General features: G+C 69.3%; 11 protein-coding genes and 2 pseudogenes. 8 read left to right on the forward strand and 5 right to left on the reverse strand.

Going from position 1 to position 12,292, the window contains the following annotated elements; genetic code table 11:
- The first annotated feature begins 25 nt into the window (after window positions 1-25).
- The 4 genes from LRS10_RS18600 to LRS10_RS18615 all read left to right on the forward strand — a co-directional run bounded on the left by LRS10_RS18600 (window position 26) and on the right by LRS10_RS18615 (window position 4,297).
- On the forward strand, window positions 26-1,813 hold the full coding sequence (locus LRS10_RS18600) for a tetratricopeptide repeat protein (RefSeq protein ID WP_257838541.1): 1,788 nt from the start codon (window positions 26-28) through the stop codon (window positions 1,811-1,813).
- A gap of 79 nt (window positions 1,814-1,892) precedes the next feature.
- Window positions 1,893-2,414, forward strand: a complete 522-nt coding sequence (locus LRS10_RS18605; protein ID WP_257838542.1) for a hypothetical protein — start codon at window positions 1,893-1,895, stop codon at window positions 2,412-2,414.
- 118 nt (window positions 2,415-2,532) lie between these two features.
- Entirely contained in the window at window positions 2,533-3,399 is an 867-nt protein-coding gene (locus LRS10_RS18610; protein ID WP_257838543.1) for a MoxR family ATPase, read from the forward strand.
- Window positions 3,400-3,487: 88 nt separating this feature from the next.
- Window positions 3,488-4,297 carry a hypothetical protein gene (locus LRS10_RS18615; protein WP_257838544.1) on the forward strand — a complete coding sequence of 270 codons (810 nt, stop codon included), beginning with the start codon at window positions 3,488-3,490 and terminating at the stop codon, window positions 4,295-4,297.
- Between the two features lie 18 nt (window positions 4,298-4,315).
- Here LRS10_RS18615 and LRS10_RS18620 read toward each other — a convergent pair whose 3' ends face one another.
- Window positions 4,316-4,690 carry a hypothetical protein gene (locus tag LRS10_RS18620; RefSeq protein ID WP_257838545.1) on the reverse strand — a complete coding sequence of 125 codons (375 nt, stop codon included), beginning with the start codon at window positions 4,688-4,690 and terminating at the stop codon, window positions 4,316-4,318.
- Between the two features lie 15 nt (window positions 4,691-4,705).
- Window positions 4,706-5,518 (reverse strand): universal stress protein, encoded by an 813-nt coding sequence (locus LRS10_RS18625; RefSeq protein ID WP_257838546.1) that lies wholly within the window; start codon window positions 5,516-5,518, stop codon window positions 4,706-4,708.
- A gap of 108 nt (window positions 5,519-5,626) precedes the next feature.
- Between LRS10_RS18625 and LRS10_RS18630 the strand changes: the two genes are divergently transcribed.
- Together LRS10_RS18630 and LRS10_RS18635 are read left to right on the forward strand one after the other, a co-directional pair.
- Window positions 5,627-6,271, forward strand: a complete 645-nt coding sequence (locus LRS10_RS18630) for a YfbR-like 5'-deoxynucleotidase (RefSeq protein ID WP_374570449.1) — start codon at window positions 5,627-5,629, stop codon at window positions 6,269-6,271.
- Window positions 6,243-7,248: pseudogene (locus LRS10_RS18635) on the forward strand (NAD regulator); the annotation flags it as partial. The gene LRS10_RS18630 and the pseudogene LRS10_RS18635, both read left to right, overlap by 29 nt.
- Here LRS10_RS18635 and LRS10_RS18640 read toward each other — a convergent pair.
- From LRS10_RS18640 to LRS10_RS18650, 3 genes and pseudogenes are all read right to left on the reverse strand, one after another.
- Window positions 7,245-8,163: pseudogene (locus LRS10_RS18640) on the reverse strand (sterol desaturase family protein). The pseudogenes LRS10_RS18635 and LRS10_RS18640 sit on opposite strands and share 4 nt — an antisense overlap.
- Window positions 8,160-8,549 (reverse strand): hypothetical protein, encoded by a 390-nt coding sequence (locus tag LRS10_RS18645; RefSeq protein ID WP_257838548.1) that lies wholly within the window; start codon window positions 8,547-8,549, stop codon window positions 8,160-8,162. The pseudogene LRS10_RS18640 and the gene LRS10_RS18645 overlap by 4 nt, the downstream one beginning before the upstream one ends.
- Before the next feature lie 116 nt (window positions 8,550-8,665).
- Entirely contained in the window at window positions 8,666-9,196 is a 531-nt protein-coding gene (locus LRS10_RS18650) for a porin family protein (RefSeq protein WP_257838549.1), read from the reverse strand.
- Between the two features lie 207 nt (window positions 9,197-9,403).
- Here LRS10_RS18650 and LRS10_RS18655 point away from each other — a divergent pair, with 207 nt between their 5' ends.
- Complete coding sequence (locus LRS10_RS18655; protein ID WP_257838550.1) at window positions 9,404-10,519, forward strand: beta-ketoacyl-ACP synthase III; 1,116 nt, start codon at window positions 9,404-9,406, stop codon at window positions 10,517-10,519.
- 35 nt (window positions 10,520-10,554) lie between these two features.
- On the forward strand, window positions 10,555-12,276 hold the full coding sequence (locus tag LRS10_RS18660; protein ID WP_257838551.1) for an amidohydrolase family protein: 1,722 nt from the start codon (window positions 10,555-10,557) through the stop codon (window positions 12,274-12,276).
- Window positions 12,277-12,292: the final 16 nt, after the last annotated feature.

The following is a 12,292-nucleotide window of genomic DNA, read 5'->3' on the forward strand; positions in this document are numbered from 1 at the left end:
GCCTCGACGATCAGGAGTGGATTTCATGCCGCGTCAGGCCCATCGCAGCGCCCCTGCCCCGCAGGCGCTTCAGATCGCCGCACCTGCCGCCAAGCGCATGCTGGCGGACAATCTGGTTGAGGATCGCTCCGGCGAAGCGTTGGCCCGGCTGACCTCCGCCATGGGCGAACTGAAAGCGATGGCGGCGCAGCCGATGCTGCAACGCGCCGTGGAGGCCCTGAACGCCCAGGACGAGAAGGCGGCGGCCGACTGGGCGCTGAAGGCCCTCAAGATCGACGAGCGCAACGGCTTCGGCTGGTGCCTGCTGGCCATGGCCCGCGAGCGCGCCGGCGACTTCATCTCCTCGATCAGCGCGTACGAATCGGCGCTGAAGCTGATGCCGGAGCATGCCGAGATCGCCAACGATCTCGGCCGCTTGGCCATGCGGATGGCCATGCCCGACCAGGCCGAGAAATTCTTCCGCCACTTCCTCATGCAGCGTCCCGGCCACCCCGAAGGGGCCAACAATCTGGCCAGCGCCCTGCGCATGCAGGGGCGAAGGGCGGAGGCGATCGAGGTGCTGCGGCCGGCGATCCAGCAGGAGCCGACCAGCGCGCTGCTATGGAACAGCCTGGCCGCCGTCGTCGCCGAGGACGGCGATCATGCGACCGCCGAGATCTTCTTCGCCGAGGCCCTGCGGATCGATCCGCGCTTCCTGCGCGCCCGCTACAACCTCGCCAACTCACTGGCCGACCGTGGCGCGGTGGCCGAGGCGCTCGAACACATTGAGGCGGTGCTGCCCTCGGTGAAGGCGGCCGACGACCGCCAGATGATGACCCTGGCCCGCGCGACCTGCCGGCTGGCGGTGGGCCGACTGTCCGAAGGCTGGGACGACTACGAAGCGCGGACCGACCACCAGTTCGCCGACAGCGTGCAGTTCCTCATCGACCGGCCGCGCTGGCAGCCGGGCATGGACCTCGCCGGCAAGTCGGTGCTGGTCATCGGCGAGCAGGGCCTGGGGGACGAGATCCTCTTCGCCAACGTCCTGCCGGACCTGACCGAACGTCTGGGCTCCGACGGCCGCCTCACCCTGGCGGTGGAGAAGCGCCTCGTGCCGCTGTTCGCCCGCAGCTACCCGCAGGCGGAGGTCGGCGCGCACACGACCTTCACCCACGGCGGCCGCGCGATGCGGGCGATGACCTTCGTCGAAGACCCGTCGCAGATCGACCTGTGGGTTCCCATCGCGACCCTCCTGCGCGAGTTCCGCCGCGACGTGGCGAGCTTCCCCGATCGGCCTCGGTTCCTGGAAGCGGATCCGATGCGCGTTGCGCACTGGCGCCGCGTGCTGGACGAGGCTCCGACCGGCCTGAAGGTCGGCCTGCTGTGGAAGAGCGGCACCGCCCGCGGCGCCCGCCATCGCTATTTCTCGGCCTTCGAGCAGTGGGCGCCTGTGTTGGCCCAGAAGGGCGTGACCTTCGTGAACCTGCAGTACGGCGACTGCGCCGACGAGTTGGCCTACGCCCGCCGGGAGCTGGGGGTCGAGGTCTGGGACCCGCCGGGCATCGACCTGAAACAGGACTTGGACGAGGTGGCCGCCCTCTCCTGCGCCCTGGACCTCGTCCTCGGCTTCTCGAACGCCACCTTCAACATCGCCGCCGCCTGCGGCGCGCCCGCCTGGCTGATCACCACGCCCGGCGCCTGGCCCAGGCTGGGCTGCGAGGACACCTACCCGTGGTACCCGCAGGTCCGCGCCTTCGCCCCCAAGACGTTCGGCGACTGGGAGACCACGATGGCCGAGGTGGCCGACGCCCTGGGCGCCTTCGCAAGGCCGTGAGGAACGCCCGGTTTTCCTGAGGGTTTTCGCAAGGGACAGCGCCGCTCCGGCGCAGCCCGCAGACCACAGGGAGCCCTTCATGGCCGGCCAGAGCTTCGAGCCCGACTTCGACGATCAGGATCAGTCGGAGATCTTCGACGAGACGAACGCCGGCGAAGGCGGCGACGCCGGCGAGGTGCGCAGCTACGCCGACGCCTCCGAGCGCCGAACCTTCGAGGAGCTGCCGGACGTTCCGGACCTCACTCAGTTGATCGGGGATCGTGACGACGACGAGGCCGTCGCCCTGGACGCCGACGAGTTCGATCCCGACGCGGTCGACGACGGTGATTTCGAGGAGGACAACGAGCTCGACTACCGCGCCGCCACCGAGGAGCGGGAGGACGACATCGACGGCCTGGGTCCCGAGGACAGCTTCAACGAGGATCGGATCCTGCGCACCGAGATCGAAGGCCTGCACGAGGTGCGGGACGCGGACGAGGCCGAGGGCGGGGAGGACGACTTTACGGACTTCCAGGCCCGAAACGTCTCCGACGAGGATCTCAAGGAGCTGGGCTATTCGGAGGACCGCGGCGGCGAGACCCGCGCCAAGCCGGACGAATAGAAGGCTCGCTCGACGCTAGGTAAGGGCGCGGAACCGGCTTGAATGTCGGCCCGCGCCCTATAGTCTGCCCCAGACAAACAAACGTTCGAATGCGGGCCCGACCCGCCTGGGGACCTGAATGAGCCAGCGTTTCGAAGGCACCGAGAACTACGTCGCCACCGAAGACCTGAAGGTTGCGGTCAACGCCGCGATCGCCCTCGAGCGCCCGCTGCTGATCAAGGGCGAGCCCGGCACGGGCAAGACCGTGCTGGCCTACGAAATCGCCAATGCGCTCGGGTCGGACCTGATCACCTGGCACATCAAGTCGACCACCAAGGCCGTTCAGGGCCTCTACGAGTACGACGCCGTCTCGCGGCTGCGCGACAGCCAGCTCGGCGACGAGCGGGTCAAGAACGTCAAGAACTACATCAAGAAGGGCAAGCTCTGGGAAGCCTTCGAGCACGAGGGCCGGCCGGTGCTGCTGATCGACGAGATCGACAAGGCGGACATCGAATTCCCGAACGACCTCCTGCAGGAGCTCGATCGGATGGAGTTCTACGTCTACGAGACCAACGAGACGATCAAGGCGAAGGTCCGCCCGATCGTCATCATCACCTCGAACAACGAGAAAGAGCTGCCGGACGCCTTCCTGCGCCGCTGCTTCTTCCACTACATCCGCTTCCCTGACGCCGAGACGATGAACGAGATCGTCGAGGTGCACTATCCGGGCATCAAGCAGAAGCTCGTCGCCGAGGCGCTGCGCATTTTCTACGACATGCGCAAGGTTCCCGGCCTGAAGAAGAAGCCGTCCACCTCCGAGCTTCTGGACTGGCTGAAGCTGCTGATGGTCGAGGACATCGGCGAGGACGCGCTGAAGGAAAAGGATCCGACCAAGCTGATCCCGCCCCTGCACGGCGCGCTCCTGAAGAACGAGCAGGACGTTCACCTCTTCGAGCGTCTCGCCTTCCTCGCGCGGCGGGAAGGCGCGGCTCGGCCGGGCCAGTGATCGCGCCCTAGCGGTTACAGCTAATTCACTCGCCTTTTTCGAGGGCTCCAGCCACGTTCTCATGTGAACGGACTGGAGCCCTTGTCACATGAAGCCGCTGCTTCTCCTCGCCGCCGCCTCGCTTCTCCCGCTGGCGGCGTGCGCCTCGAAGGCGCCGCCGCGCGCGGCGCTGGACTGCCCGGCCACCCAGGGCGCCCTCACCCGCACCTCCGCCGCCGACGACGGCAAGACGTGCGTCTACGCCTCCGCTGACGGCGCCGAGGTGACCCTGCGCCTCATTCCCGTCGCGGGCAGCGCGTTCGCGACTCTGGATCGCCTCGAGAGCACCTTGCTGGCCGAGGCCGACAAGGCGCCGACCGGCGAGGCCGTCGCGGTCGCGGAAACCGCCGCCTCGGCCACCAGCATCGCGGACGCCAGGCGCATCGAAAGCGAGGCCGCGAAGGATGCGGCGGCGGTGCAGGCGCCCGGCGCGGAGCGCTCGGACGACGGCGTCGACGTCCGGGTGGAAGCCGGCAAGGTCGTGGTCAAGGAGGGCGGCAGCACGACGCGCGTCAACCTGCCCGGCGTCCGGATCGAAGCTGACGAGGACAGCGACTCCGCCAGCATCCGGATCGGTCCGATGCACATCGACGCCAACGGCGACGAGGCGCGCCTCCAGGTGCGCCGTGACGTCCGGCTGAAAGGGGAATCGCTGTCGCGCGAGAAACGCGGCGTGCGCGCCACCTTCATCGTCGGCGGCCGTCAGGGCGAGAACCGGTCGTTCGTGGGCTACGAGGCCGGCGGACCCAAGACCGGGCCGCTGGCCGTGGCCATCGTGCGCTCCAACCAGGCGCTGGACACCGGGGACGACGTCCTCGACGACGTGAAGCGCCTGGTGCGCAAGAACGGCGGGGTCTAGGGACCCCGCCTGCCCGCCTCAACCGGCCGGCTGGACCTCGACCACCTTGTACGTCAGCGGCCGGCCGTCCTCGTCGGTGACGGTGACGTACTCGCCGACCGCGAAACGGTGTTCGCCCAGGCGGTGGACCGGCTCGTCGTCGGCCGCGTCGTCCGCGTCATAGTCGAAGAACCAGCGCTGCCCCTTGCGCGCCAGGCGACCGTCGGCGGGGTCCTCGTCCGGCGCGAAGCGGCGCACGGTGCAGGCGTCCTTCGCCTTGGCGTAGGCGCTCTCGTCCAGCATGCCGTCGGCGGTCAGCGGCGCCGTCAGCGCATAGCCGCGGTGATCGTCGCCGCCGGCGAATTCCGTGCCGGGATTGCGAGCAAGCCGCATCACGATGCGCGACAGGGACATGGGTGACCTCCAGACCTAGTGGGATAGAAATAGGGACGGCTGATCGGAATTCAGCAAGGTGCGGGTCGTTCCGCCGAAGATGAATTCTTGAAGCCGCGGGTGGCCGAACGCGCCGGCCACCAGGATATCCGCGCCCGCCTGGGCGCACGCGTGCAGCAGCGCCGGTGCGGCGTCGCCGCTGTCGGGCAGGACCCGCAGTTCCGACGTCACCGCGCGCGCCGCGTAGTACTGCTGCAACTTTGCCGGCTCGAACGTCCGGGAACTCGCCTTCGGCGCCGCCAGGATGATCACATGGCTCGCCTTCTCCAGCAGCGGCAGCGCCAGCCGCGCCGCGCGCGAGGCCTCCTTCCCGCCGTCCCAGGCGACCGCCACGACGCCGCCGACCTTCAGGCCGGCGCGAGCAACCAGCACGGGCCGCTGCTCGTCGGCGACCATCTGCTGGAACGCTTCGGCCAACGGGCCCCGGCCACGAGCCGGGTCGTCGCCGAAGACCACGACGTCGGACAGCCGGCTCTCCGCCGAAAGGCCGGCCCAGACCGGCGTCTGCAGCGCGATGAACCGACCCTTGGCGTAGCCGGCGCCTTCAAGCGCCGCCCGCGCGTTCTTCTCGCCGGCCGCGGCCGCCTCCTTGAGGGATTCCAGCGCCGTCGTCTGAACGCCGCCCAGGAAGCCTTCGCCCATCCACGGCATGACGTCGGCCACGTCGGCCGGCGTATAGACCCCGGCCACTTCGGCGCCGAAAGGCTCGGCCAGGGTCACGGCGGCCGCGACCGCGGCGCGATCGCCTTGTCCGCCCGAGAGGGGCGCCATGATGCGGGCCCAGCTCATCCGTTCATCCTTCATCCCCGCCTGTCTGGACCCCGCGGCCCCGCCGCAGCATTGATCTTTCGCAGGTCCTGGGCCAGTTCACGGCCTGACTGTGGAGGTAATGCGCCGGTGAGAAAAGGGCTGCGGAGAACGGCTCAGACGCCAAGGGCCTGGCAACGCATGCTGTCGGGCCGTCGGCTGGACCTCTTGGATCCCTCGCCGCTCGACATCGAGATCGAGGATATCGCGCACGGCCTGGCCCGCGTCGCCCGCTGGAACGGCCAGACGGTCGGCGAACACGCCTTCTCCGTGGCCCAGCACTCCGTGGTGGTCGAGGAGATCGTCGCTCACATCCAGCCCGACGTCGAACCCCGGTGGCGGCTGGCGGCCCTCCTGCACGACGCCTCCGAATACGTGATCGGCGACATGATCAGCCCCTTCAAGGCGGCTCTGGGCATGGACTACAAGCTGTTCGAGGAGCGGCTGGAGAACGCCATCCACGTCCGCTTCGGCCTGCCCGCCAAGACACCGGTCGCGATCAAGAAGCTGATCAAGCAGGCGGACCGCGCCTGCGCCTTCTTCGAGGCCACCCAGCTGGCTGGCTTCAGCCACGACGAGGCGCTGGACTTCTTCGGCGCGCCGCCCGCGGGCTACACGCTGAAGATCGATCCCCAGGCGCCGTTCGACGCCCAGGCTCGCTACCTGCAACGCTTCGAGGTGCTGTCCGAGGCGGCGGGCTACCGTCCGCACGCCCAGGCGTTCGACACCGAATGAGCGCGGGATCGAGCATGGTGGTCATCGGCCTGTCGGCGGTGGTGGTGGCCATCCGCGACGGCGAGGCCGTGGTGCTCACCGTCCGCCACGGCGCGGCCGGAGCCGAGGACGTCGGCCTGCCCTTCGGCCCGTTCGACCCCGAAGGGCACCGCACCTTCGAACTCGCGATGCGGGCCTTCGTCACCGAGCAGACCCGGTTCGACCTGGGCTACGTCGAGCAACTCTACACCTTCGGCGACAAGGGCCGAGACGCCCCCCTCGCCGACGTGGGCCTGCCCGGCGGAGACGGCGCTCCGGCGCGGGTCATCTCGGTCGGCTACCTGGCGCTGGCGCCCGCAGCGGTGGACACCCACTTCCAGGGCAGCGCCTGGCGGCCGTGGACGCGGTTCTTTCCCTGGGAGGACTGGCGCCACGGTCGGCCGGCGGCGCTCCAGGCCCTGGAGCCGGCCCTGCGCGCCTGGGCCGCCGGCGGCCCCCAGCGCCTGGCCCGCGTCCGGCTGCTGTTCGCCCTGGACGAGGCTCCGTGGAACGAAGAGCGGGTGCTGGAGCGCTACGAACTGCTCTACGAGGCCGGGCTCGTGCAGGAGGCGGCGCGCGATCGCGGCGAGCCCTCGCCCGCGCGCGACGAAGCGCTGAAGGCGGCGCAAGGCGAGCCGATGATCTCCGACCACCGCCGGATCCTGGCCACGGCCCTGGGGCGGCTCAGGGGCAAGCTCAAGTACCGCCCGGTGGTGTTCGAACTTACCCCCGAAGCCTTCACCCTGTCGGCCCTGCAGCGGACCGTGGAGGCCATCGCCGGCGTGCCGCTGCACAAGCAGAACTTCCGCCGGGCCCTGGAACGGGCCGAACTCGTCGAGGGCCTGGGCCGCCTGGACGCCGACACGGGCGGCCGCCCGGCCGAGCTGTTCCGGTTCCGTCGCGAGGTGCTGGACGCGCGCCCGGTCTCCGGGCTCAGCCTGCCCCTGTTGCGCGATTAGGCCGCTTCGTCGAGCTTCGCGGGCGCCGCCGCGGCCCGTCGCGCCTCCCAATCCGCCTTCAGCTTCGCGCTGGTGTCGCGGCTGCCGTCCGGGCTCCAGCCCGGCGGGCCGAACACCCAGCCCAGGATGTGCCGCGGCTGCCGGGCGATGTCCTGCGCCATCCCGATCCACTCGTGGAACGCCACCCGGACGATGTTGAAGGTGCCGAGGTTCTTCACGATCCCATAGCGGCACGGCTCCTCGTCCAGCTCGGGCTGGAAGGTGCCGAACAGGCGGTCCCAGACGATGAGGATCCCGGCGTAGTTGCGGTCGAGATAGCGGGGGTTGCGCGCGTGATGCACCCGATGATGCGACGGGGTGTTGAACACCGCCTCGAACCAGCCGGGCATCCGGCGGATCGTCTCGGTGTGGATCCAGTACTGGTAGACGAGGCTGATCCCCTTCTGGATGGCGATCATCGCCGGCGGGAAGCCGATGAAGGCCAAAGGCAGCCAGAGCAGCCAGGTGCCGGCCAGGCCCCCCCGTCCAGGTCTGCCGCAGCGCCGTCGACAGATTGTAGTGCTGGCTGGAATGGTGGTTGACGTGGCTGGCCCACCAGAACCGCCGCTCATGCGCGAGGCGGTGGAACCAGTAGTAGGTCAGGTCCTCCAGGAAGAAGATCGCCACCCAGGCCCAGACCGCCGTCATGGGGATATCGAACAGCCGGTACTGGTAGGCCCAGAGGCTCGCGCCCGCGATCGCGCCGCCGAGGATGACGCCGGCGATGGTGGAGCCCAGGCCCATGCCCAGCGAGACGGCGGTGTCCTTGGCCTCGTAGTTCGCCCGCACCTTCCTCAGCCTGGCGAACACGATCTCCAGGATGATGGTGAGGATGAAGAACGGGGTCGCCAGCGTGACCGGGTCGATCGTCTTCATGCCGCCAGGTCCTTCGGCGGCCAGGCCGGCAGGTTGAGGAAGGCCTTGGGCGCGGCGATGTCGGCGAGGTCGACGCAGAGGCGGCCCTGTCGGAAGCTGGCCTGCAGCGCCTGCGCCCAGGGAATCTGGCGCGCCACATAGCCGTCGCCGAGGCGGCACAGCACCAGCGCCAGGCCGCCTGACTTGGCGAGCGCGCCCTGCCCGTCCGAAGCGACCCAGACGGCGTCGAGGCGGCGATCGGGGAACTCGTCTTCGAACAGCGCCCGCGCCTTCGAATCATCGAGCGGCCCGGCCGGCCGCGCGATCTTGGCCCATGCGGCCAGACCCACCAGCGCCGCCACGGCGAGCCCCGAGGCGAAGAGCTGGATGAAGAACGCCTCGCTCAACCGCTTTCCTCCGTACCCCTTTTCGGACGAGCGTGGTCCTGGCGGAGCAAGCGGTCAAGAAGAAGCCCTCCCCGTCGCCGGGGAGGGCTTCCTTGTGTCACATCAGGAAGGCGCCGCTAGAACTTGCGCGTGTAGGCCACGGACCAGACGTCGGCGTTTCCGCCGTCGAAGTCGTGGCGGGTCCAGTCGACGCGTACGCCGTTGACGCCGTCGAAGTGGTGCTGGGCGCCGACCCCGTAGTTCCAGGACTCGCCGTCGTCCGAAGCCGACACGCCCAGGGCCGAGCCCTTGATCTTGGTGGTGCCGTAGCCGAAGCGGGCGAACACGTCGGTGTTGGCGCTCACGGGCGCGAAGCCCACCACATAGGCGGCCAGCTGGTGCTTCAGCTCGACGTTCACGTTCGTGCCGCCGATGTTCACGTCGTCGTCGCGGACCCCGATGGCGGCCTCGCCCTCGACGCCGAGCCAGGAGTTGGCGCGGTAGCCGAGGCGGCCCTGCAGGGCGCCCAGATTCACGCCGTCGCCGTCCACGTGGGCGTAACCGGCGGTGGCGTACATGTTGCTGACCGGCGCCTGCTGCGCCTGGGCGATGGCGGGGACGGCGAAGGCGACGGCGGCGGCGGAAGCCGCGGCGAAGAGAGCTTTCATAGTTGGTACTCCACTCACGTTTTTTGTCTCAAGCTCCCCCGAGCCGGGTTTAGGTCGGCGTCAAACGCGGCCCGTCCCGGCCGGTTCTGTGGCGAAGCTTTGTTCACGGACGACCTGTGGCCTAGCGGCCACAGGGTGCGACCATGCCCCCGATGACCTCGGCGCCGGCCGTGCTATCAGTCGCGCCGCAAGTTCTGGGGAAGACGCATGACCACCGCCGTGATCGCCGCCACCGGCCTCCACACACCCTCGGAGAGCCTGTCCAACGCCGAGCTGGTCGAGACCTTCAACACCTATGTCGAGCGCTTCAACGCGGCCAACGCCGAGGCTATCGCCGCCGGCGAGGTCCAGGCGCTGACCCCCTCCTCCGCCGAGTTCATCGAGAAGGCGTCCGGCATCAAGTCGCGCTACGTGGTGAACAAGTCGGGGCTGGTCGATCCCGACCTGATGCGCCCGATCATCCCCGAGCGCTCGAACGAGGAGCTTTCGGTTCTGGCCGAGATCGCGGTCGAGGCGGCGAAGGACGCCCTGGCCCGCTGGGGCAAGCCGGCCTCAGAGATCGACGCCGTCATCTGCGCCGCCTCCAACATGCAGCGCGCCTATCCCGCGATGGCCATCGAGGTGCAGCAGGCCCTCGGCATCGAGGGCTTCGCCTTCGACATGAACGTCGCGTGCTCCTCAGCGACCTTCGGCATCAAGACCGCCGCCGACTTCGTGGCGTCCGGCTCGGCCCGCGCCGTCCTGATGGTCAATCCGGAAATCTGTTCGGGCCACCTGAACTTCCGCGATCGCGACAGCCACTTCATCTTCGGCGACGTGGCCACCGCCGTGATCGTCGAACGCGCCGACCAGGCGAGCGACGGATGGGAAATCCTCGGCGCCCGCCTGAAGACCCAGTTCTCCAACAACATCCGCAACAACTTCGGCTTCCTGAACCGGGCCGCGCCCGAAGGCGTCGGCCAGCCCGACAAGCTGTTCGTCCAGGAGGGCCGGAAGGTCTTCCGGGAGGTTGTGCCGATGGTCTCGGAGATGATCGTCGAGCACGCCGGCGATCTCGGCATCGACCCGACCGGGCTGAAGCGCCTGTGGCTCCACCAGGCCAACATCAACATGAACGAGCTGATCGGGAAGCGCGTGCTGGGCCGTGAGCCTCAGCCGGGCGAGAACGTCATCATCCTCGACGAGTACGCCAACACCTCGTCCGCCGGCTCGATCATCGCCTTCCACAAGGCCAACCAAGACTTCCAGCCGGGCGACACCGGCCTGATCTGCTCGTTCGGCGCCGGTTACTCCGCCGGCACGGTGTTCGTCCGCAAGCGGTAGGGCTAGGCTCCCCGCAACCGAGGGGAGTCTATTCCATGCGCAAGTTCTTCGCCCTGGCGGGAGTCGCCGCCGCCGCCGTGCTGGCCGGAGGCGCGAGCGCGCCCGCCTACGACCTGCTGATCCGCGGCGGCGACATCTACGATGGAACGGGCGCGGGCCCGGTCCGCGGCGACGTGGGCGTGAAGGGCGACCGGATCGTCTGCGTGGGAAGCTGCGCGTCCGGCGCCGCGAAGAAGACGCTCGACGCGCGGGGCCAGGCGGTCTCGCCCGGCTTCATCAACATGCTCTCCTGGTCGGTCGACAGCCTGATCCAGGACGGCCGCGGCCTGTCCGAGCTGAAGCAGGGCGTGACGCTCGAGGTGATGGGCGAAGGTTCGTCCATGGGGCCCTGGAGCGACGCCCAGAAGGCCGACGACGTTCGCCGGCAGGGCGACATCAAGTACGACGTGACCTGGACCACCCTCGACGAATACCTCCGCCACCTCGAGAGGCGCGGCGTCTCCCTGAACGTGGCCTCGTTCGTCGGCGCCGAGACCGTCCGTGTGAACGTGTTGGGCGAGGACGACGTAGACCCCACGCCCGAGCAGCTCCAGAGGATGCGCGCCCTCGTGGTGAAGGCCATGGAAGACGGCGCCATGGGCGTCGGCACGTCGCTGATCTACGCCTCAGGCAACTACGCGGAGACCGACGAGCTCGTGGCCCTGACCACCGAGGCGGGCCGCTGCGGCGGGATGTACATCAGCCACATGCGCTCGGAAGGGAACCGCCTGCTGGAGGCCATCGACGAGCTCATCGAGATTTCCCGCCGTTCGGGCGCGCCGGCCGAGATCTACCATCTCAAGGCCAGCGGCCGGGCGAACTGGGGCAAGCTGGACGCCGCCATCGCCAAGGTGGAGGCGGCCCGCGCCGAAGGCCTGCGGATCACCGCCGACATGTACACCTATCCGGCCGGCTCCACGGGCCTCGACGCAGCCATGCCGGTGTGGGTCCAGGCCGGCGGCGTCGAGAAGTGGATCGGTCGCCTCCAGGATCCGGCGACGCGCGCCAGGGTGAAGGCCGAGATGCTGGCCGACGGGACCAGTTGGGAAAACCTGATGCGGCACGCGGGTCCCGAGGGGACGCTGCTGGTCGGCTTCAAGAACCCGAAGCTGAAGCCGCTTACCGGCAAGACGCTGGCGCAGGTCGCCAAGGACCGCGGCGTCAGCCCTCAGGACGCGGCCATCGACCTCGTCATCGAGGACGGCAGCCGGGTGCAGGTGGTCTATTTCCTGATGAGCGAGGAGAATGTCGCCCGCCAGACCGCCCTGCCCTGGATGAGCTTCGGGTCGGACGCCGAGGCCCAGGCGCCGGAGGGCCCGTTCCTGCTGTCGTCGACCCATCCGCGCGCCTACGGCAACTTCGCCCGCGTGCTCGCCAAGTACGTGCGCGACGAGAAACGGCTGACCCTGGCCGACGCGGTGCGCAAGCTGTCGGGCCAGCCGGCGCACAACCTGGGACTCCGGGAGCGGGGCCTGCTGAAGCCCGGCTACTTCGCCGATGTGGTCGTCTTTGATCCGGCGACGGTCCAGGACCACGCCACCTTCGAGAAGCCGCAGCAGCTGGCCACCGGCGTGAACCACGTCGTGGTCAACGGCGAGCTCGCCCTCGAGAACGGCGAGGCCACCCGGGCGAGGCCCGGCCGCGTCGTCCGCGGGCGCGGGTGGACGGGCTGGCCCGACGGGGGCTGTCGGGCCAGCGCCCGCGACTGGACCTGGTAGGCCGAAGCGGCCGTTC

Source organism: Phenylobacterium sp. J426, from assembly GCF_024699945.1.
Classification (GTDB): Bacteria; Pseudomonadota; Alphaproteobacteria; order Caulobacterales; family Caulobacteraceae; genus Phenylobacterium.